Here is a 20,569-nt window from a genome sequence, read left to right on the forward strand (position 1 = left end):
GATCGGGGGCCGTGGCTGAAGGAGACACCGTGAAGTACCTACTGGTCCTGAACATCAACCCCGACGTGCTGTCCGCGCTGACCGAGCAGGAGCAGCAGGCCATTTTCGACGGGCACCAGAAGTTCCTGACGACGACGAAGGAGTCGGGCGAGTTCCACAGCACGGTGGCGCTGGCCGAGCCGGCCAAGTCCGCCGTGGTCCGGGTCCGCAACGGGCTGCCGGCCGTGACGGACGGGCCGTTCGTCGAGTCGAAGGAGTTCCTCGGCGGGTTCTACCTGATCGAGGTCGCCGGGCCGGAGCGCGCGTACGAGCTGGCCGCGATGATCCCGGACGCCGGCATCGAGGGACTCGGCGTCGAGGTCCGGCCGGTCGCGTTCGAGGACGGTCTCTGAGCGTCTGGGTTGCTGACAGCTCAAAGGGGGTTTCTCCGCCGGATGGTGGAGAAACCCCCTTGTTTTCTTGAGGTTTCAGTCGGTCTGGTCGTCGACCTTCGCGTCCGCTGCGTTCTTCTTGATCGACTCGATGCCGTTCTCAGCTGCGGCCTTCGTCTTGTAGCTCTCGCTGCTGGTCGCGATGATCTCGCCGTTGCCGGCCTTCAAGCGGAACCGGAACTCGCCCGACTTGTCCTTGTACAGCTCGAACTTCCCCGCCATCGAAATACCTCCATAGAGAGTGGTATCGCTCCGTTTCGGAGCGTAGCCCTCTCGGGCCGACGACGCAGTGCGCACACGCGGACCGCCATGCATGCACAACCCGCTCAGATGCGGCTCAGGTAGTCGTGATTCGGGGGTTCTGCGTGCGTGGCGGTCCGCTTCAGTCGAGCACGCCGCGGATGCCGGCGACCACGAGGTTGATGCCGATGTCGTAGTACCGGTCGCGCGACGCCGGGCAGATCAGCGTGTCCGCGGCGGAGGTGATCAGCGGGTACCGAGCGGGCGACAGTGCGCCCAGCGACGCCCGCTTCATCCGGAGCGAGGCCTCGCGGGCCTCGGGGTCGCTCACTTCGCGGGCGACCGGATCGGTCATCACCAGCGAGATCAGCGAGCAGATCGCCTGCCGGCCGACCTCAGCCGCGTCGTCCACGTCGAACCCGCCCTCGACCAGGAGCTCCATCGCCCGCTCGGCGAGCGCCAGCCCGGGCTCGGCGACCAGGATCCGGGTCAGTGTCAGGTCCGCCAGCCGCGGGTGACCTCGAAGCGCCGTCACGAACGCGGTCAGCAGCGCCTGCAGTTGCTTGTCCCACGGCTCGTCGCTCGGCTCCGGGAGTACGACGTCCGACAGCAAGCGGTCGCCGAGCGCGGCCAGCAGATCGTCCTTGTCCTTGAAGTGCCGGTACAGCGCCATCGGCGTGACGGCGTGCTGCCCGGCGAGCTTCCGGAACGAGACCGCGGCCGGTCCTTCGTCGTCGGCGATGGCCAGTGCGCTGTCGACGACCTTCTCCGGATCGAGGCGGCGGGAGGTCTCTTTGGTGATCACGTTGACAAGTTTACACCGTAGACCTAGTGTCTACTCCGTAAGCTTACGGCGTATACATACAGCGTAAACTCTCAGCGAGTGAGGTACGGCAATGCGACGCAGTCCTTGGGCCACCCTGGCGGTGCTAGCCCTGGCGCAGTTCATCGTGGTGCTCGACGTGACGATCGTGAACGTCGCGCTGCCCCACATCCAGGCGGATCTGCACTTCTCCGCCGACTCCCTGCAATGGGTCATCAACGCGTACACGCTGCTCTTCGGCGGCTTCCTCCTGCTCGGCGGGCGGATGGCCGACCTGCTCGGGCCGCGCCGGGTGTTCACCGCGGGCCTGCTGCTGTTCGGCGTCACCTCCCTGATCGCGGGGTTGTCCAATTCACCTGAGTTCCTGATCGCAGCGCGGGCCGTCCAGGGTCTCGGCGGCGCGCTGCTCTCGCCGGCCGCGCTGGCGATCCTGACGATGACGTTCGCGCACGGGCGGGAGCGCAACATCGCGATGGGCGTTTGGGGTGGGCTCGCCGGTCTCGGCGGGACGCTCGGCGTGGTCGCGGGCGGCGTACTCGTCGATTCGCTCAGCTGGCAATGGGTCTTCTTCGTCAACGTGCCGATCGTGCTCGCACTGGTCGCGCTGATCCCCGTGTTCGTCCGCGACGTGCGGCATTCGACTGGTCGCCGTACCTTCGACACCCTCGGGGCCGTGCTCGGCACGGGCGGGTTGCTGTCGGTGGTGTACGGCGTGGTGCGGTCGGAGCCGGCGGGTTGGGGTTCGTTCGAGGTTGTCGGCGTACTGACTGCTGGTGTGCTCATGCTGGCGGCGTTCGTGTTCGTGGAGTCGCGGTCGGCCGCGCCGCTGGTGCCGCTGCGGCTGTTCCGGTCGCGGGCGTTGAGTGTGTCTGGCGCGACGCTGGCGCTGAACGGTGCAGGGTTCCTGTCGATGTTCTTCCTAACTGCTATCTACTTGCAGCAGGTGCGTGGGGACAGTGCGCTTGATGCCGGCATCCACTTCCTGCCGATGGGCGGCGCGGCGATCGTCGGCGCGGTTCTCGCGTCGCAGCTGGTGCAGCGGGTCGGTACGCGTACGGTCCAGCTGGCGGGCGCAGTACTGAGTCTCATCGGACTTCTCCTGCTGTCACAGGCCGATGCGGCCGGCAGCTACACCTCCCAGCTCCTGCCCGGTCTGATCATCTTCGGCTTCGGCATCATCGGCGTCGGCGTACCCGGTCAGATCAGCGCAGTCTCCGAGGTTCGTCCCGCCGAGGCCGGCGCAGCGTCCGGCGTCGTCAACGCGATGTACCAGGTCGGCGGCGCACTGGGTCTGGCGATCGTCACCACGCTCTCCATCACCCACACCACCAACGAACTGACCCACGGCGCCACCCAACTCCAGGCCCTCCAGTCCGGCTACGAACGAGGCCTCCTGGCAGCCGCCGCCTTCGCCGTCGCCAACGTCTTCCTCACCCTGGCAGCCCCCCAACTCCAGCCCACGTCGGAGCAACTAACCGAAGCCACCGCCGCAGCCTAAGTTGCCTCAAGCAACGTCCGGCCGGCTTAGGGTGCTTGCCATGCGCCCCTTGACCTGGCCGGACTGCCGCAACGTGCGGGACCTCGGAGGACTAGCTGGTTACTTGCAGACAGGTCGCCTGATTCGCAGCGACAATCTCGACCAACTCACCCCCGCCGGCATCGCTGCTGTAGAGGCCGCTCACATCAGCCGGTTCGTGGATCTACGAAGCGCCTGGGAGTGTGAGACGTTTCCATCGCCGTACGTCGCTGACACGCGGTTGCGGAACCTTCCACTCTGGGATCCGGCTGACCCGGACGTTTCGGCGCTGGGGTTGTTCGAGCAGTACCGGATTCTTGTCGACGACTACCGCGAACGGGTTGCGTCCGCCGTCGTGGCGATTGCGGATGCGCCCACCGGGTGTGTGGTGGTGAGTTGTCACGCGGGCAAGGATCGGACCGGGGTTGTGGTTGCGCTGACGCTTGACCTGGTCGGCGTACCTCGGGAGTTGGTTGCCTCTGACTACGCGGCCTCGGGAGAGTCGGCGGAGACCATTCTTCGGTTGCTGGCTCACGTTGACGAGAGGTACGGCGGAACGGCGGCGTACCTGGTGGAAGCCGGGGCTACCACTGATCAACTGGACGCGTTGGTGGGGCGGCTGACCGGGTGAGTCCCGGGGCGATCCCCGATGTCTGTGGTGTCCGTTCGCCGGGAGGGTTGGGGGCTCGGACGGACTTGAGGAGATCGGGATGTTGGGTCAGGGATTGGTTGCGTTGATGTCGGCCGCGGTGGCGACTGTGGTGCCGGGGGTGGCGAGTGGTTCGCCTGGGGGATTGCAGACCGGGCTCGATGGGGTGGCGGCGATTGGGACCGTGGCCGAGGTGCGGAACGGTGGGGACGTTTGGCGGGGGACCAGCGGGACCGCGGTACTGGGGACCGACCAGAAAGTCCCAGTCACCGGGCGATTCCGGGCCGGGAGTATCACGAAGACGTTTGTTGCCACTGTCGTACTGCAACTAGTTGCCGAAGGACGCATCCGGCTCGACGACTCGGTTGAGCACTGGTTGCCGGGCGTCGTACCGAACGGCGAGAACATCACGGTGCGCGAATTGCTCAACCACACCAGCGGTTTGTACGACTACAAGGACACCCTGCCGCTGCCGCCGAGCGAGGAGTTCTACGCGAACCGGTACCGGACCTGGACCGCGGCCGAGCAGATCAAGCAAGCGCTCGCCAACCCACCGGTCTTCGACAAGCCGGGTTCGCAGTACGACTACTCGAACACCAACTACCTTCTGATCGGCGAGATCATCCAGAAGGCGACCGGCCGGACGTACTCCGAGGAGATCGAACGCCGGCTGATCCGTCCGCTGAAATTGAGCGGTACGACGATGCCCGGTACGTCGCCGTGGATCCGCGGACCGCACCTGCATGGTTACGTACCCAAGGACGGCGGGCTGATCGACTTCACCGAGATGAACCCGACCCTGTTCGGCGCCGGCGGCGACATGATCTCCACAACCCACGACCTCAACCGCTTCTTCGCAGCCCTGCTCGGCGGGCACCTGCTCCCGCCCCGACTCCTCGCCGCAATGAAGGAGGCCGGCACCAAGGACGGCACCTACGGCCTGGGTTTGTCGTGGCACACCACCGCCTGCGGGGTTCGTGTGTACGGCAACGACGGCGACGCGCTCGCCTACCAGGCCTACTCGTTCTCGACGGCCGACACCCGTCGCCAGGTGACGATTGCCGTGACCCCGGACTTCCAGACCAACCCGGACAAGTCCGTCGACGCATTCATCGACGAGGCGATCTGCTCCTGACCTGTTCAGGCCAGCGAATGTGAGATTGTCCGGCAATCGGTTTGGCCGACGGGCGAAACGGCGACACTGGGATGGATGCACACGCTGTCGCCGACCGAGGGGACCCGGGACCTTGGAACTCGCCACGCTCGGAACCGACGACTGGTACATCGCCCGGGAGGTCCGCCTCCGGGCGCTCAAGGATTCCCCGTCGGCGTACATCTCGGAGTACGAGGACGAGGTGGGAGTCGGCGAGGAGGGGTGGCGGGAGCGGTTCACCCGGATGCAGTGGATCGTCGCCCGCCATCAGGCCCGGGTGATCGGGTTGGCGAGTTCGGTCCGGGTCGACAGCCGGCCGCCGTACGAGCGTCACATCGAATCGGTCTGGGTCGATCCGCGGCACCGCCGTACCGGAGTACTGCGGGCAATCTTCGGGCATCTGAGCGTCGTCGAGCCCGGGATCACCGAGTGGCGGGTCTGGGTGCTGGACACGAACGCGGTCGCACAGCGGGTGTACGACCGCCTCGGATTCAGCCCGACCGGTGAATGGCAACCGCTAGCCGACGGCTCCGGTCGCCTGGAGATTCGGCTGCGGTTCGACGCGCCGCCGCGATCCGGCTGACACGCCGTACCCACAGGAGGCCCACGTCTGCAGGCCGAGCTCGGCCAATGCGTCGCGGTCAGAGAGCTCTGACGTGTAGCGCCACAGCACCTGCTCCCACCGCAGCTCGTCCTCCTGCCACTTCTCGATGAAGTCCACGCATAACTCCGGCCTGATGCTCGAGGCGCGCGTCTTCGCGGTCAGCAAGGATTCGTGCGCGTCCAGCATCTTCAGGTAGTCGACCGGGTTCGCCGACGGTTGGGCGTGGGACAGCTCAGCGATCGTCTCTTCGATCGTGTCCAGCCGGATCTCAGTGAACTCTCGCCACAGACTCTCGCGCGTCGCGGCTGCCAACTGCTCTTTGAAGGTCCAGTCAGGCGTGCTCTCGAAGAGTGCGTACAGGCCCTCGGCCAGCAGATCGCCGAACTCCTCGCGATCCGCGCGTCCTGGATCCGCGAACGGCGCATATTTCTCTTGCCGGACCTCACCGATTCTTGGCAAAGACCGCTCGGCTGCGTGCCGCGCGAAGAAGAACCAGTCCTCGTTGTAGATATCGGCGAAGAAAGACAATCCAGGGTGTTGCAGGTTGACGCCGAGAGCGGCGCCGCTGACGAACACGTCCTGCTTGAATCCGGCCAGCCGCCGCGCGTGGCAGACCACCGAGTTGTCCGGGAAGTATCGGCTCACCATCGAGGCGACCGGGTGCCGGTCGAGAGTGCCGGACAGGCGCTCGACGTCCCAGGCCTTGAACTGGCTGATGTCGTCGTCGACGAACAGGATCTTGTTCCAGCCGCGCATCCGACCGAGCAGCAGGCCGATGTTCCGCTTCGCGCTGAGGTCACTCGAGCGGCAGGCAGAGGCCATCTTGAACTCCGGGCCGGAGGTCAGTGGGGTCTCGTACGGAAGTCGGTAGTTGTCGGGCACCTCGACGACGAGTGCTCTGGCTCCGAACGTCCGCTCCACCCGGCGTACGACCTGCCCGACCTGTGCCTGCCGGCTGCACAGCACGACGAGCGGCACGGACAGGGTGGCGGACAGAGTGATGACGTCTTGCAAGGCCGATGCCGGGCGCGCGGCAGGGACGACGATCGCGTCCAGCCGGCTGCGCGCTGCCGGAGCCGTGGCGGCGGGGACGTCGCGCAGCAGCGACGCGTGAGATTGGCCGTGCGTGAGCTGACGGCTCATTCGTCCTCCTCCTCGGGGGACCACTCGTAGAGGCGGTTCTCCGGGATTTCCAGGTCAGGGGTGATGGCCTCGCCGTTGATCACTGGCACGCGCAGCAGCAGACCGAAAATTCCGCCCGGGAACCTGTTGGCCAGATAGGCCTCGTTGCGTTCGCGAACTGCATCGTCGGTGAGCGTGCGCACTGAGCCCAGGACACCGCGGCTGTAGACGCCATTGCAGATGGTGATCGTCCGGCTGTGGTTGAACGGGTTGCGCAGCCGGGCGAGGAGAGCGACATCCTCGACCAGCTCCCGCGGAGTCTCGCCTTTCCAGGCATCCTGGGCCTGGACCGCCTCGAGCTCCGCCTTCGACGGTGCATCCGGGTCGGCGTCCTTGAGCTCTTCCCACAGCGGCCGGTACTCGCGGCCGTCGCGTGATCGGAAGATCTCGCCGTCGGCCAGGTCTGCGACGGGCATCTGCCGGATCGGCAGTTGGTCGAGTACTCGCATCAGGCGGCTGGTGACCGTGTTCCAGGCGATGCCGCCGAGCAAGAGGAGGTGGCCGGACAGGTGGTCCGAGTTCACCTCGGATGGCAGTCGGTGCCGCGTGCGGAGCTCCGGGTTGGAGGCGCGCACATGGCCCCACATCTCGATCAATGCGTCGAGGTCGGCGTACTTGTACAACCGCGTGTAGTTCGGATTGTCCTCTTCGGCGAGCGGAGAACGCCCCTCCTCGGGGGCTTCCGGGCAGATCAGCGTGATCGGCCCGGACTCGAAGTCGAAGGTGTACGACCCGCTGACGGGTGACGGATCGGCTTGATGACGAACTGAGTCCCGCAGCGCGACCAGCTCACGCTGGAGAGTGCTGAAGCGCTCCCGCTCTGCCGCGGTCAGGTCCTGCTCACGTGGCAGCCGCGTCGTGCCTGCTGGTACGACGGACTTCGCGAAGAGCAGCGAGTACGATCGCAGCCGCTCTTCCGGCGGAAGCTTCGGATTGGTCTGTGACTCCCACGAGCTGATCGTCGCCACGGCGACCCGGACGTCGGAACTGAGCGCATGCGACAGATCCTTCTGGGTCAGTCGCTGCGACTCCCGGAGATCACGAAGCCTCCTGGCGAGTCGTACGGCCTCTGGTGAGGGGGCCACGGTCCACTCCCGAAATCTGCTCAGCCAACTACGGGTGTCACGGATCCGGATGATCCATGCCCGCTCTACTCGACTCCACTTGACTACACATCTGCGCTTCGGACCGAAGATCTTCCGGATCCCCTGCGGGCTCAGATTTGTCGACTCCCTGCGTTTTCCCGATCACGATCCGTGCTCAGTTAACCGCAGTACACCTGCGCTCTACCGTAGTACCGAACTCTGCCTGAATCCAACTGAACCCGCATAATACGCCCGAAATAGGTCCGATCCCGGGTCTGTCTCACCGGCTAGCCCAGATAATCCAGTGACGTCAGTGGTCTTACCCGCGAAGATGGCGCCGTGGATGAGGTCGAGGTCGTCGTCGCCCATAGCGAACGTGCGACGCTCCGTGTCGGTGACGTGTTCCTGAAGATCGACGCCGATCAGACGAATATCGACGTCGAGGTTGAGGCGATGGGTCTGGCGCCGATCCCGACACCGGAGATCCTGTGGCGCAAGCCGCCGGTGCTTGCGCTCGCGGCCGTCCGGGGAACCGCACTCGGCCGTCTCGGCGAGCCGTCGCCCGCCTCACCGAAAGCGTGGGCCGCGGCCGGTGCGGCCATCCGGATGCTGCACGACGCACCGCTGCCGCCATGGCCAGGCCCGAGCCTCGACGAGATCACTCCGAAGCTCGACAGTGAATGCGACTGGCTGATCACGAGCGGGACCCTTCCCGCCGACCTGGTCACGCGCAACCGCGAGGTTGCCGAGGCCGCGCTCCGACCGTGGAAGCCGGTGTTCGCACATGGAGACCTGCAGATCACCCATGTCTTTGTCGGCGACGATGACGAGGTCACCGGCGTGATCGACTGGTCTGAGGCGAGCCGCGGCGATGCTCTGTATGACCTCGCCAGCCTGACGCTCGGCCACGAGGAGAACCTCGCCTACCTCCTTGCCGGCTACGGCACCGACGTCGACCTCAACGTGATCCGCGGCTGGTGGTCGCTCCGAAGCCTTCGTGCCTCCCGATGGCTCGTCGAACACGGCTTCGACCCCAACTCTCCAGGCTGCGAATTCGACGTACTGCGAGCTCGCATGTAGCTCTGCTTAGGTTGTGAGGGCTTCGCGCGACGCGCGGAGTACTCCGACGACGGCGCCGATGAGCCACAGTGCGAAGGCGATGGACGCCATGCCTCCGCTCCAGAAGCCGGACAGGCACAACACGACGACGGCGTACGACACCCAGACGGCCCACCTCGGCAGGGCACGTGCCTGCTGGGCGATCCGCGTCGTGACGGCGACGATCACGCCGCCGCCGATCAGCCCGGTGAGTGCGAGGACCTGCCCCGCCATGCCGAGCGCGCGGGTGGTGTTCGGATCGGGGGTGAATTCGTCCGACCACGCCGCGAACGCGCTGCCCACATCCAGCGAGACGCCGGTGATCATCAGCCCGCCCAACAGCGCCGCGGCCGGCACGATCGCGTGCGCGAGCGGGTCCCCGCCGGACAGCCGGTCCAGCACTCGTCGCAAACCGGTGGCGAACCAGAGCAGGAGCGCGACGCCCGCAGCGAGCACGGGTACTCCGATGCCGGCTGCGGCCTGGCGTCCGTCGTCGTTGAGCCTCTTGAGGATGTCCGTGTCCGACATGCTCGCGTCGTCGACGCCGACCAGATAGCACAGCGCGACCGCGGCGACGAGCAGGACGATCGAAGCGGCGCCTGCCCACGCTGCGCGCTGAAGAGCTTGTGACTCGTTCATGCCGCCTCCCCCTCTCACGGCCGCCAGTCCGAGTGTGCGACTGCACCGAACCACCAGCAAGGGCGAGCTATCAGGGCGTCGTTAGGAAGGGGTTGTCGGCGTTGACCTTCGCGACGACCGGGGCGAGGCCGGTGACGAGTTCGTCGACCTCGTGCGGCTCGAGGCAGGTGTACGCCGGGGCGGCCAGCGTGTCGGTGAGCTCCTCGATCTCGGTCCTGAGCTTCCGGCCCGCGGGCGTGAACGCGTCGGCGTCGTCGACCAGGCCGCGGCGCCGCAAACCGTCGATGACAGTGGTGAGTTGGTCGTCGGTGAGCGGGTCGAGCCGGCCGAACTCTCGCGGCTTCATGTCCGAGTAGAGCGCCTGCAGCACGTGCGACTCCTGCCCGTTGATGCCGGCGGCCACCAGTGCGGCCGTGTGCCCGTCACCACGGTGTTCGCGGAGCAGCGTGGCCGAGTGCCAGAGGCGAGCAAGCGGCTCTTCCGGTACGGGCAGTGAGCGGAGTCCGGCGTACAGCATCCTGCCCTCCATCGGGGCGCTGAACGCGGCCTTCGTGAAGAGCTCGGCGGACCGCGCGATCACGGGGCTGTCGGCCAGGTCGCCCAGGATCCGGCGGAGCGCGGCGACACAGCCGCGCTGTCGGGCGGCAAGGACAGCCTCTGGCGTGGCGACCTCCCAGACGCTGGGGATCTGCGCGGCGACCTCGCCTGGCGCGAAGTTGTAGAACAGTGCGTCCACGACCTCCGCCGGCACCCGCCCGAGCGGCGCCGACCGGGAGGCGAAGTACAACGGCCAGTAACTCTCGTACCCGAGCGCCTGCAGTTCCACATCCGGCTCATCAGCCATGTAGGCGACCTCATGAATAGGTACGAACAGCTCCTTGAGTCGCCGCGCCACGCTTTCCATCAGATTTTCTCCAAGTCCTCAAACCAGCCCGTCACCGGTCTCTCACCCTGTCTACGAACCACCCGTACCCCTTCCGACACTTGGCTGAGAAGTTTCCCCCGGGTCCTCCCAGAGCCTCGCAACCTGCTCTGCCTGGTTGTGTACGTCGAGCCCGTCCACTTGGATCCGGTGGTCAGCGGCCGGGGGATTGGCTGTGTCGGCTTCGTGAAGCATTCGGAACTCATCGTCAGTCAGCCAGACTTTGCGAGATGCCGCACGCCGCATCGCCTCCGGAAACTCGACCGTCATATGCACAATCACGCACCCAGGCAGCTCCCGTCGATACAAGGCGCAGGTCTCTGGCGTCAGCACATCAGCAACGACAACCTCGATGCCCACAGCCACAAAATTCCGAGCCAGACTGCATGCATTCACCACGCCAAGCCTTCGCTGCTCGCGCCCTTCCTCACCCACCCACGGCGCGACAGCCCCCGCAACGACCAACTGCCGCACATCATCCACATCAACAAACGCGCAGCGAGCCCGCCCCTCCGCAAGAGCAAGCCCCGTCACACTCTTCCCCACCGCAGGCCCACCCGTAAGAACCAACGGTGGACGCATCACAGCCGACCGCACCATCCCGGTATCGCTTCCTCGCCCGCCACGAACTCGTCCGCTCGACCCTCACGGGTCGCTTGCAGCGCCTCTTCGAAGCCTGGACCTGCGTAGGCAACTGCCCGCAGACGCCAGACGTGCAAGACGTCCCCCAGTTGCTGAAAACGCCAGACTTCGTGGGCCGCGTCGAGCGCACCGTGGTACTCGCCCAGAAACTGCTCATGCCACTTCACCGGCAAAAGGTGAAGGATCTCGCTCGGATCAATACTGTGCACGCCATCACCCGACGTATATTGCGGGTGGTTGGTCACTTGGCGCTCTCCCAGAGGACGACGCGGTTCCCGACTGGATCGGCAAACCTTGAGTGGCGAGGCATGTTCTCGCCGTCCGTTGGTGCGTAGTGCTCGGTCGCTCCAGCCGCCAGGGCTCGTTGATGAGCTTCGTCGAGTCCGACGACCCCAAGTCCGAACGCCGACTTATGCCCGTACTGCGGTTCATCCGCCGACCGCACCCTGATGTTGAGGAAGCCGATCGCGTCCCCCTCGCCCAGAACCACCTGCCGACTCCCGCTACCCCAATCCTCCAACTGAACCCCGAGAACCTCGCCCCAGAAGCCACATGCGCTCTCCAGCGCGTCATCGGAGTCGACCCCGATGTTCACCGCAGCCAGCCCAAACTCAGTAGCCGACTTCATTTGCATGGGCTTCCCTTCCAAGTCCCGTGCCAGTTGATCCAACACCGCCTCAACCCGCTCGCTCCGTTCGCGGAGCGCAGACCGATGCCGCGCGAGAACCGCACGAGCATCAGACACGTCACCGTCGAGCATCCTGGCGATATCTTCCGTCGACACTTCCGCCTGCCGCAGAAGGCGGACTCGCCGCGCAATGTCGACCTGCACAGACCTATAGCGCCTGTACCCCGTCCTCGCATCGACCGTGGCCGGCCGCAACAAACCAATCTCGTCGTAGTGCCGAAGCGTCGAAACCGACAACCCCGTCAACATCGAAAAGGTCCCGATAGTCACCAGCTCATCCACCACCCCGACATCATCAAGCCTCACCCAACCAGAGAGTCAACTACCTCACTCAACAGCTTGCTACTCGGTAGCCGCCGTGATCACACACGCTTCGTGTGAGGTCGCCGGCGTCGACCGTCGAAGCGGGATAAGCGCGCAGAGGCGGCGACGAGCCGGAGGAGGTGAGGAGCGGAGTGACGAAGGTAGCTGCCGCAGAGTGGGCGTGGGAAAGAAGATCTCACCGGCAAGGGGAGAGGGCGGTGGTGGTCATGGGCGCTCTCGAACCGCCGACCTTCCGCGTTTCAGCTCGGCAGCGGTCGCCTTGTTATGCCGCTTCTGCGTTCCACCTGACGCGCATATGACGGCTGACTGCGGCCGACGTCCCTGCCCGTTGCGGTAGGGCTGCACCGATGGGCAAGCAACTCAGAGGTCCGAGCCTGAATCTTCGATAGCGCGTGGGGGGCTCTGCGGGAGATCGGGCGGCCGTCCGGGAGATGTTGCGGTGATGGTCGCGCTGGTGCTCGGTTGGCGCGCGAGCCGGCGACTCACGACACCGCAGCAAACCGGAGCAGCGCGCGGATACCGTTCGTCCCTTTCAAGAATGTTCTGCGGGGCGATCAAGCGATAACGTATGCAGATGCCGAGTGATGTATTACCTCCCAGCTACGCGAAGCTTCGTGTGCCCAGCTGGATGTATGGAGGCAACCCGGCAGGACTACTTGAGTTCTCGGGCCTGCAGTACAGGCGCGTTTCCGGTGAAACAGACGTTTGGGCTGTCCAGACCGAGGAGAGCTACTATCGCCGGCCATCGCGGCTGGTCACCCTGGAGCATCTGATCGGCCCGGCCGTGTATGGCGAACACTTCGATGCACTGAACAAATTGATAGATCCAGCACCTACCACGCTGTCGAATGAAGCGATTCTAAAAATCAACCAGCTCGGCAAGCAGGCGGAAGAATCCGGAAATATCACGGACATGATTGCTCATATGCAGGTGATCCTAATGGCGGTGCCAGTGACAGAGCTGGCAGCCACTGCGCGCGAGATGTACTCGGTCATCTCAGGACTTCCTGTGAAGGATGCGCCAATGGAGAGGCCGCTCGGAGATGCTTCGATGCATCTGGTTCGCCGTGATTCATTGCTCACGCACAGAATCAAGTTTGCGGCGATATGGATGCAGTTGGAGAACGACGAGCGGCTTCGCGAGCAGGGTCCGCAGTTCCTTCGGCGGCAACTGTCGGGCGAGGAGCGTGTGTTTCAATCCTCCTCGGAGCTGCATAGCGGAATTTATATTTTCGATGCCTATATGGGGCCGCTGTTGGGCTCGCTGAGCCCGTATGTCTGGGGGTTCTATACGGGGCATACGTTCGGAAACATCGTCGCGACATACGGATTGCCCCTGTCGGGAGTTCGGTCGGGCGCTGCCGAATTGCTGCAAACCATTTCTATTCAGGGTGGAACAAGCGCGGTTCCGCGGTCGCCCGTAAAACCACGATCTGCCACTATTGCAGTGGAGTGGTGGGTAACGGCCATGAATGATCTCTTTGCCGTACTGTCCGACTTCGCCAACTTCATCGATAAAGATGGATTCTATGACTCGGCGCGCCATTTGCATACGATGCTAACCGTCGAACAGCTATTCCGGCGCATGGTATCGATGCAGGTTGAGCATAGGGATCTGCATGCGAGGCGAGTTCTGCTATTTTCCGCACTCGACACCCTTCAGCGCCTTGCGAGGCGACCGATTGAGACACATTGTTCGCTTCGGGTGGCGCGAAAGACCCTCAATAAACTGCGGGAGAAAATCCCTCGAGATGCGGCTGATATTCTCATTCCGCGAGCGGTCGAAGCGGTCGAGGCGCTGGAGCAGATGCAGTCCGGATTCTTTCTGAGTAAGAGTAGTGGCGTGGTGAAGGTTGCAGATGAGAAGAGGGGAGAACGCATTCTTAATTTGGATACCGCTGTCGCCCACTATATTAAGGTGTTGAGAGACGCAACCCACGGGCATGGAAGCAATCGCGACGGTAGCATCGCCAAGACTAATGCACTTCTTGCCCATCATAATGGAGAAGTTCCTCACGCACTTGGCTGGATTGCCTATCTCTATCTGCTTGATTTCCTGGCAAATCCCGAGACTTTCAAGTCGATAATCCGGTCACAGTATTCCTAGCCGGGTTGATGCCGAGTTCTAATCGTGGTGAATGTCGCTCTCAGATCGGGCCGGCCCTCAAAGTGGCGCGAACTCGTTGTCCCTCCAGGTGATCAGGCAATCCACCTCACCGCACACGCTGTCGGATGAACTTCGGGGTTGTGCAGTCCACGTCCGTCGGCACATCTTGATCGGAAAGCCTGTCGACGTGTCTGGAATCGCGACGACTTCGTCGAGCACTACGACATGAAGCGAGACGAGGGCGCCACGCTCTCGCTCTCAGAGTTCTGTAATCAGCTCATCCGCAGTTGGGTGTGGATGCTCTCTGCGGACGCTGAGACTGGCCGCTTCGACGGGATCTACGTGTCGTCAGGCCGAGCGCGCAAGCAGCACATCTACTTCGTGCCCGCCGACACCCTCGTGACAGTGTTCAGGACCGTCGGCCTGGACGACGTTGTGGTCTTGCGGATCAAGATGGACAGCAACGGTGCCGGCACATCACCAAGGCAAGTCGCGCGTACTCGCCAGATTCGTCCGACGACCGGCGAGCGCCCATCGAGACCAGCTAGCCGAGCTCGTCGGCTCCGCTGTTGCTGCATTCTGCTCTTATGGATCAAGGCGCGCCGCATGCGCCTCCGGCGTTCAACGCCGCGCCCGCTCTCGGTGTCTTTCTGAGAGCCAAGAGCGTTGCCTCCGGCGGGGTCCTCACGGCTCCGGGATGACTGCCCGATTTGGCCGGCTAGCTCAGAGGTGGTCGGATGTGCGTCTTCCCCGTCTGCCGCTCATCCCAGTCAGGGCTCGCTGATGGCGCTACGCGTGGGCTGAGCGGCAGACGGAAGACACATGAGTACGCACTGGTCAGCGAGAATTCAGAGCGGCTTGATCACTAGCTGGATTGCGACGCTAACGAGAACACCCGCGAGGAAGAAGAGGATGTTGGCCTTAAGGTTCTGGCGGGCAGCATTCTTGCCCTCAGCGCCTATCTCCGCCCGGACGGCGCGCATCACAGCATCTTGTTGCTCCTGGTGGAGCGATGCGAGCTGTTGTGCTTGCTCAGCCTCAGCCTTCAAACTGGCCGCCGTCGCTGCCCGGACCTCCATCTCGGCGGTGATTTGCTCGATGAGTTCTGCAGACGACCTCATCTGATTCTGCAGGCGGCTGATTCGAGCTTCGAGCGTCACACTCTGCGAGGGGTCACCAGCATGACGTCCGCGACGAGCCGCCAAGGTGCCAGCGACAGCGGAGGCGAGACCGCCCAGCAGTGTTGCTAACACAGGTATGAAGAGTTCCACCGGCACACAGTAGACGCGACGCTGTGTAGTAGACGAGGCTGCGCGAGCAGCGCCTGGCTATCGCCCTCGAAGCAGGCGACCATGTGAGGGCCGCGGAGGTCGCCGCCGAGGTTCCACTTGGGGACATCCCCAGCAAGACCTGCCGGCTTGGGTTCTTGATCGAGCATGCTCGCGGGTTGCACGGCCTCCCGGGGCGAGATGACGAGGTCACTCATCTGCTGGCTAAGGCCGAAAAGCTGGGGTGCGACGCGGACTCGGCACAACGTGTGGGCTCGCGAGATTGTGAGCGAGATGGTGCTTCGGGCTCGTCGCGATGCGGGTGGTCGGGAGTTGCGCGGGCTCGCTGACCGGATGGGGATGTTGTCGGCGCTATGATCGCAACCAGATCAGGCCAGCTCGCGGTTGCCGTGACTACGGTCGCCTTGTGTGCGGCGGCTGACTTAGTTGTCAGGGAGCGCGATAAGCGCGCAGGCGCGAGCGGTAGCTCGCAAGGGGGCCGGCGATAAGCCGGAGCGTGCGTGGGAAAGAAAATCCCTCCCCGGTGAGTGGAGAGGGTGGTGGTGGTCAGGGGCGGTCTCGAACCGCCGACCTTCCGCTTTTCAGGCGGACGCTCTACCAGCTGAGCTACCTGACCGGGAGAAAGGTCGGCGGCGGTGTTTTGGCACCGCCGCCTCTTCTCCTGGCGACCCAGACGGGACTCGAACCCGCGACCTCCGCCGTGACAGGGCGGCACGCTAACCAACTGCGCTACTGGGCCAAATGACTCGATGATCCTACAGCATCTTCGAACCAGTTCTTGCACCGGCTTTCGCCGTATCCCCAACGGGATTCGAACCCGCGTTACCGCCTTGAAAGGGCAGCGTCCTAGGCCACTAGACGATGGGGACTCGGACCCGCGGGAGCCGAAGCTCCAGGGACAGCCGTAAGCATAGAGGAGTTGAGCCGTGCGTCCAAAACGAGATACTGGAGGCGTGATCGAGATGAGCCGGGCGAACTTCGAGGCGCTGGTCTCGGACGCGCTGGACGAGATTCCCGAAGAGCTCGCGCTGCTGATCGAGAACGTGGCCGTGTTCGTCGAGGACGATCCGCCGCCCGGCGGGCCGGTGCTGCTCGGGGTCTACGAAGGGATCCCGCTGACAGAGCGCGGGCACGAGTACGGCGGCGTGCTGCCGGACCGGATCACGATCTACCGGAATCCGACGCTGGCGATCTGCGATACCTACAGCGACGTCCTCGACGAGGTGAACGTCACAGTGGTGCACGAGATCGCGCACCACTTCGGCATCGACGACGCCCGGCTCCACCAACTCGGCTACGGCTGACAGGCATCAACCCAGCGACAACCCACGGGCATGCCGAAACCGCCGTACGGCGAACGCGTACGGCGGGAAGCGGCCCAAACTCAGCCGCGGTTGAACAGCAGCTTCCACGGCATCAGCGCCGACTCGAGCTGCACCTTCAACGACATCTTCGAGACACCCTCGGTGCGCTCCTCGAAGTGGATCGGCACCTCGGCGATCCGCAGGCCGCGCTTGACCGTCCGGTAGTTCATCTCGACCTGGAACGAGTACCCGTTGCTCTCGATCGACGCGACGTCGATCCAGCGCAGGGTGTCGGCCTTCCACGCCTTGAAGCCGGCCGTGGCGTCCTTCACGTGTAGCCGCAGCAGCGCGTTCACGTAGAAGTTCGCCCAGGCGGACAGCGCCCGCCGGTGCCAGCCCCATTCGGCCGCGGCCGAGCCGCCCGGGACGTACCGCGACCCGATCACGACGCCGGCGTCCGTCGTCCGCAGCGTCTCGACCATGATCGGGATCACCGAGGCCGGGTGGGACAGGTCCGCGTCCATCTGGATGACGATGTCGGCACCCTCGTCCAGCGCGCGGGTGATCCCGGCGACGTACGCGCGGCCGAGGCCGTCCTTCACTGTCCGGTGCAGTACGCCGACCTTCTCCGGCGACTCCTTGGCCAGTTCGTCGGCGACGTCGCCCGTACCGTCGGGGGAGTTGTCGTCGACGACGAGAAGCTCGAGGCCGGGCAGGTTCAGGTCGGACAGCAGTCCGGCCAGCACGGGCAGGTTGTCCCGCTCGTTGTAGGTCGGTACCACGACCACGATCTTGGCTAGCTCACCCATGACTTTCCTTCGTCGGAGACACCGAAAGCTACCGTATCCGCCGACCACAACGATCGTAGAGGGCGGCTGAGAACCCTGCGCCTACTGCGGGGCACTCGGCACGGCACCTCGCCGCACGTGAGCAAAGGCCACGATGCTCCGCATCGAGACCTTCGCTCCCGTACGCCGAGCCACCGCACCGAGCACCTCCTCGCGACGGCGCAGGGTTCTCAGCCGCCCTCTCAGAGTTCGGCCAGTGCCTCAGAGACGGTGCTGTAGATCCGGAACTCGCCGCCGAGGCCGGTGATGCTGAGCGGGCGGTCCACCGGGCGGCCAACGCCGACCAGGGCGAGGGTGATGTTGTGCTGCCCGGCCAGGTTGCGGGCCTCGACCAGGTTGCCGAGGCCGGCGGAACTGCAGAACGTGACGGCGGAGAGTTCGATCAGCACCAGCCGGGCCGGCGGCGCTACCGCGGCCCGGATGGATTCGGCGGCGAAGTCGGTGGTGGCGATGTCGATCTCGCCGGACAACCGGACCAGCAGTACGCCGGGCGCCAACTCCTCGGTCACCGCGTCGAACGTGGTCCTGATCATCTCACCGTCCCGCGGCTCTGAATGGCTTGTCACGCGGGTCTCTCCCCGGGTAGTGCCTCGAACGCAGGGTCCTGGCGGGTGGAACTGCCCTGCTCTCACCGTATGCCCCAACGCTCGGCAGTCACAACGGGTCTGCCGGCGATGACCCCGGAGCGTGACCTCCGGGCTGTAAGCGCTGCCATTCAAGCAAACGACGGAACCACGACGGTGATAGACAAGGTCGCATGGCTGTTCTCGACGGCAAGGCGGCTTTGGTCACCGGCGGCACCGCGACTGGAGGGATGCTGGTCTGAGCGCCGAGGAACTGCTTGCTGAAGTCGACGACGCCGCCGATCCGGCGGTGGCGGAGGTGCTTGCGCGCTACTTCCAGCTCCAGCCCGGCGGCTACGGGTACGGCGACCAGATGATCGGCGTGAAGCTCTCGACGATCCGCGGCATCCTCAAGCCGTACCTGCGGGCCGACCTCCCGCTGGCCGAACTCGAGCAGGCGCTCGCCAGTCCGGTCCACGAGCACCGCCTGACGATCCTTTGCCTGCTCGCCGATCGCGCATCCCGCAGTCTCAAGCACCCGGCCGAGCTCACCGCGATCCACGAGCTCTATTTGCGCAGTACGGCGTACATCAACAACTGGGACTTGGTCGACTGCAGTGCTCCGCAGATCGTCGGCGGCTACCTGCTCGACAAGCTACGCGACGAGCTCTACACCCTGATCCGATCCAGATCACTCTGGGAACGCCGGATCGCCATGGTCGGCACGCAGTTCCTGATCGGCCAGGGCCAGACCGCCGACACCTACAAGCTGGCCGCCGAGGTCCTCGACGACCCGGAGGACCTGATCCACAAGGCCTCCGGCTGGATGCTGCGCGAGGCCGGCAAGCGCGTCTCCGAGGACGAGCTCCGCGCCTTCCTCGACCAGTACACGACCCGGATGCCGCGCACCATGCTCCGCTACGCGATCGAACGCCTCGACGAAACCTCCCGCCGGCACTACCTCGGGTTGCGATAAGGAAAAGTCGACAAATCAATCGCGGCTCTGCGCGTACGGCGGCGATTCGATGGCGCAATGGGTGTGGTGGTGCACCAACTGCGGCTTCACCGGCCGATCGCCCAACGTGACCCAGGCGATCACGCCACCAGCGGCCGCGAGTACGGCGGAGATCCATAACGCGTTCCCGAATCCGTTGTGGAAGGCAACGGGATTGCGATAGCTGTCCCCGGTGATACCGGCCGCCATCGGGATCGCCGCGACGGCCATCAGTTGCGCCGACCGGGCGACCGCGTTGTTCACCCCGGACGCGATGCCCGCGTGGTGGTCCTCGACCGAGGACAGTACGGTCGCGGTCAACGGTGCGACGGTCGCGACCAGACCGAGGCCCAGCACTACAACGGCCGGCAGTACGGCGGTGAAGTAGTTGGAGTCGAGGTTGATCCGCAGCATCAACAGGAATCCGCCCGCCATCAGGAACGGTCCGACGGTCATCGGGATGCGGGCGCCGATCCGGTCCGACAGACCACCGGCGTACCCCGAGAGACCGAGCATCAACACGGTCATCGGTAACAGGGCCGCGCCGGCCTCGAGTGCGGAGTAGTGCAGGGCGGTCTGCAAGTACACGACGACGAGGAACGTCGCGGTGCCGAGTGCGCCGTACACGACGACCGTGACCAGGTTCGCGCCGGTGAAGCGCCTGTTGGCGAAGATATTCAGCGGCAGCATCGGGTGTGAGCTGCGGCGTTCCACCTCGATGAACCCCACGAACGCGACCACGCCGATCACCAAGCTGGTCAGGATCATCGGGTCGCCGAAGCCGTGATCGCCGGCACTGATCAATCCATAGGTCAGGCCGGCCAGACCGAGGGTCGCGAGGACCGCGCCGTTGAGGTCGAGTTTGCCGGTGGCGCTCTCGTCGCGGGTCTCGGGGACGTGCCGCACCGTGACCAGGACGGTCGCCAGCGCGAGCGGAATATTGAGAAGGAAGATCAGCTGCCAGGAACCGCGGTCGACCAGGGTGCCGCCGACGAACGGACCGACGGCGGCGGCGACCGAGGTGAGGCCAGACCAGGTGCCGACCGCCTTGCCGCGATCGGAGTGCTGGAACGACGTCTGCAGGATCGCCAGGCTGCCCGGTGTCAACAGCGCGCCACCGATGCCCTGCAGGACCCGGCCGGCGATCATCACCTCGAGCGACGGTGCGATCGCGCAGATCAGCGAGGCCACGGCGAACCAGATCACCCCGACGAGGAACATACGCCGTCGTCCGAGCCGGTCACCGAGCGAACCGCTGAGCAGCACCAGTGAGGCGAGCATCAGCATGTAGCCGTTCACGATCCATTGCAGACCGGCCATGTCCGCGCCGAGGTCCTGGCCCATCGCCGGCAGCGCGACGTTGACAACCGTGCCGTCCAGGAACGCCATCCCCGACCCCAGTGCGGTCGCAGCCAGCACCCATCGGCCCCGGGCGGTGCCCAGCGCGATCCGTTCTTCCGTCATGGGG

General features: G+C 64.9%; 21 protein-coding genes and 3 tRNA genes. 9 read left to right on the top strand and 15 right to left on the bottom strand.

Going from position 1 to position 20,569, the window contains the following annotated elements:
- Nucleotides 1–29: 29 nt before the first annotated feature.
- A complete protein-coding gene (locus EV650_RS26795; RefSeq protein WP_134121753.1) occupies nucleotides 30–392 on the top strand; it encodes a YciI family protein in 363 nt (120 codons plus the stop codon).
- Nucleotides 393–467: 75 nt separating this feature from the next.
- Here EV650_RS26795 and EV650_RS26800 read toward each other — a convergent pair whose 3' ends face one another.
- Nucleotides 468–653, bottom strand: coding sequence for a YegP family protein (locus tag EV650_RS26800; protein ID WP_134121754.1), 186 nt, complete (start codon nucleotides 651–653; stop codon nucleotides 468–470).
- 160 nt (nucleotides 654–813) lie between these two features.
- On the bottom strand, nucleotides 814–1,476 hold the full coding sequence (locus tag EV650_RS26805) for a TetR/AcrR family transcriptional regulator (RefSeq protein ID WP_134121755.1): 663 nt from the start codon (nucleotides 1,474–1,476) through the stop codon (nucleotides 814–816).
- Between the two features lie 91 nt (nucleotides 1,477–1,567).
- On the opposite strand from EV650_RS26805, the gene EV650_RS26810 reads away from it, so the two are divergent.
- The 4 genes from EV650_RS26810 to EV650_RS26825 all read left to right on the top strand — a co-directional run bounded on the left by EV650_RS26810 (nucleotide 1,568) and on the right by EV650_RS26825 (nucleotide 5,395).
- Nucleotides 1,568–2,992, top strand: a complete 1,425-nt coding sequence (locus tag EV650_RS26810; RefSeq protein WP_134121756.1) for an MFS transporter — start codon at nucleotides 1,568–1,570, stop codon at nucleotides 2,990–2,992.
- 40 nt (nucleotides 2,993–3,032) lie between these two features.
- Nucleotides 3,033–3,641, top strand: a complete 609-nt coding sequence (locus EV650_RS26815) for a tyrosine-protein phosphatase (protein ID WP_134121757.1) — start codon at nucleotides 3,033–3,035, stop codon at nucleotides 3,639–3,641.
- Between the two features lie 79 nt (nucleotides 3,642–3,720).
- Nucleotides 3,721–4,794: a serine hydrolase domain-containing protein gene (locus tag EV650_RS26820; protein ID WP_134121758.1), complete on the top strand. Its 1,074-nt coding sequence runs from the start codon at nucleotides 3,721–3,723 to the stop codon at nucleotides 4,792–4,794.
- A gap of 112 nt (nucleotides 4,795–4,906) precedes the next feature.
- Complete coding sequence (locus tag EV650_RS26825) at nucleotides 4,907–5,395, top strand: GNAT family N-acetyltransferase (protein WP_134121759.1); 489 nt, start codon at nucleotides 4,907–4,909, stop codon at nucleotides 5,393–5,395.
- Here the strand turns inward: EV650_RS26825 and EV650_RS26830 are convergent.
- Both EV650_RS26830 and EV650_RS26835 read right to left on the bottom strand, forming a co-directional pair.
- Nucleotides 5,330–6,559 (bottom strand): hypothetical protein, encoded by a 1,230-nt coding sequence (locus tag EV650_RS26830; protein ID WP_134121760.1) that lies wholly within the window; start codon nucleotides 6,557–6,559, stop codon nucleotides 5,330–5,332. The genes EV650_RS26825 and EV650_RS26830 overlap by 66 nt on opposite strands.
- On the bottom strand, nucleotides 6,556–7,683 hold the full coding sequence (locus tag EV650_RS26835) for an XRE family transcriptional regulator (protein WP_134121761.1): 1,128 nt from the start codon (nucleotides 7,681–7,683) through the stop codon (nucleotides 6,556–6,558). The genes EV650_RS26830 and EV650_RS26835 overlap by 4 nt, the downstream gene beginning before the upstream one ends.
- 339 nt (nucleotides 7,684–8,022) lie before the next feature.
- Here EV650_RS26835 and EV650_RS26840 point away from each other — a divergent pair, with 339 nt between their 5' ends.
- Nucleotides 8,023–8,763 (top strand): phosphotransferase family protein, encoded by a 741-nt coding sequence (locus tag EV650_RS26840; protein ID WP_134121762.1) that lies wholly within the window; start codon nucleotides 8,023–8,025, stop codon nucleotides 8,761–8,763.
- Between the two features lie 6 nt (nucleotides 8,764–8,769).
- Here the strand turns inward: EV650_RS26840 and EV650_RS26845 are convergent, their stop codons facing one another.
- The 4 genes from EV650_RS26845 to EV650_RS26860 form a co-directional block, all read right to left on the bottom strand.
- Complete coding sequence (locus tag EV650_RS26845) at nucleotides 8,770–9,420, bottom strand: hypothetical protein (RefSeq protein WP_134121763.1); 651 nt, start codon at nucleotides 9,418–9,420, stop codon at nucleotides 8,770–8,772.
- A 70-nt stretch (nucleotides 9,421–9,490) separates the two neighbouring features.
- Nucleotides 9,491–10,324 carry an SCO6745 family protein gene (locus tag EV650_RS26850; protein ID WP_134121764.1) on the bottom strand — a complete coding sequence of 278 codons (834 nt, stop codon included), beginning with the start codon at nucleotides 10,322–10,324 and terminating at the stop codon, nucleotides 9,491–9,493.
- A 599-nt stretch (nucleotides 10,325–10,923) separates the two neighbouring features.
- Nucleotides 10,924–11,229 carry a DUF6247 family protein gene (locus EV650_RS26855; protein ID WP_238174469.1) on the bottom strand — a complete coding sequence of 102 codons (306 nt, stop codon included), beginning with the start codon at nucleotides 11,227–11,229 and terminating at the stop codon, nucleotides 10,924–10,926.
- On the bottom strand, nucleotides 11,226–11,978 hold the full coding sequence (locus tag EV650_RS26860; RefSeq protein WP_134121765.1) for a MerR family transcriptional regulator: 753 nt from the start codon (nucleotides 11,976–11,978) through the stop codon (nucleotides 11,226–11,228). The genes EV650_RS26855 and EV650_RS26860 overlap by 4 nt, the downstream gene beginning before the upstream one ends.
- A 592-nt stretch (nucleotides 11,979–12,570) precedes the next feature.
- On the opposite strand from EV650_RS26860, the gene EV650_RS26865 reads away from it, so the two are divergent.
- On the top strand, nucleotides 12,571–14,103 hold the full coding sequence (locus tag EV650_RS26865; RefSeq protein WP_134121766.1) for a hypothetical protein: 1,533 nt from the start codon (nucleotides 12,571–12,573) through the stop codon (nucleotides 14,101–14,103).
- An 848-nt stretch (nucleotides 14,104–14,951) separates the two neighbouring features.
- On the opposite strand, the gene EV650_RS26870 is transcribed toward EV650_RS26865, so the two are convergent.
- The 4 genes from EV650_RS26870 to EV650_RS26885 all read right to left on the bottom strand — a co-directional run bounded on the left by EV650_RS26870 (nucleotide 14,952) and on the right by EV650_RS26885 (nucleotide 16,261).
- Nucleotides 14,952–15,374, bottom strand: a complete 423-nt coding sequence (locus EV650_RS26870) for a nucleotide exchange factor GrpE (RefSeq protein ID WP_134121767.1) — start codon at nucleotides 15,372–15,374, stop codon at nucleotides 14,952–14,954.
- Nucleotides 15,375–15,932: 558 nt separating this feature from the next.
- Nucleotides 15,933–16,008 (bottom strand) — tRNA-Phe (locus tag EV650_RS26875).
- A gap of 46 nt (nucleotides 16,009–16,054) precedes the next feature.
- Nucleotides 16,055–16,131, bottom strand: a tRNA-Asp gene (locus EV650_RS26880).
- Nucleotides 16,132–16,188: 57 nt separating this feature from the next.
- Nucleotides 16,189–16,261 (bottom strand) — tRNA-Glu (locus EV650_RS26885).
- An 84-nt stretch (nucleotides 16,262–16,345) separates the two neighbouring features.
- Here EV650_RS26885 and EV650_RS26890 point away from each other — a divergent pair.
- The gene (locus tag EV650_RS26890) at nucleotides 16,346–16,696 is read left to right on the top strand and encodes a metallopeptidase family protein (protein WP_202874916.1); all 351 of its coding nucleotides are present in this window, start codon (nucleotides 16,346–16,348) and stop codon (nucleotides 16,694–16,696) included.
- Nucleotides 16,697–16,776: 80 nt separating this feature from the next.
- Here the strand turns inward: EV650_RS26890 and EV650_RS26895 are convergent, their stop codons facing one another.
- Both EV650_RS26895 and EV650_RS26905 read right to left on the bottom strand, forming a co-directional pair.
- A complete protein-coding gene (locus EV650_RS26895; RefSeq protein ID WP_134121768.1) occupies nucleotides 16,777–17,505 on the bottom strand; it encodes a polyprenol monophosphomannose synthase in 729 nt (242 codons plus the stop codon).
- Between the two features lie 221 nt (nucleotides 17,506–17,726).
- Nucleotides 17,727–18,077 carry an STAS domain-containing protein gene (locus tag EV650_RS26905; protein WP_238174470.1) on the bottom strand — a complete coding sequence of 117 codons (351 nt, stop codon included), beginning with the start codon at nucleotides 18,075–18,077 and terminating at the stop codon, nucleotides 17,727–17,729.
- A 304-nt stretch (nucleotides 18,078–18,381) separates the two neighbouring features.
- On the opposite strand from EV650_RS26905, the gene EV650_RS26910 reads away from it, so the two are divergent.
- Nucleotides 18,382–19,083, top strand: a complete 702-nt coding sequence (locus EV650_RS26910; protein ID WP_255512121.1) for a DNA alkylation repair protein — start codon at nucleotides 18,382–18,384, stop codon at nucleotides 19,081–19,083.
- Nucleotides 19,084–19,098: 15 nt separating this feature from the next.
- Here the strand turns inward: EV650_RS26910 and EV650_RS26915 are convergent, their stop codons facing one another.
- Entirely contained in the window at nucleotides 19,099–20,565 is a 1,467-nt protein-coding gene (locus EV650_RS26915) for an MFS transporter (RefSeq protein WP_134121771.1), read from the bottom strand.
- Between the last annotated feature and the right edge of the window lie 4 nt (nucleotides 20,566–20,569).

Origin of the sequence: Kribbella kalugense (assembly GCF_004365875.1) — a bacterium.
Lineage (GTDB): Bacteria > Actinomycetota > Actinomycetes > Propionibacteriales > Kribbellaceae > Kribbella > Kribbella kalugense.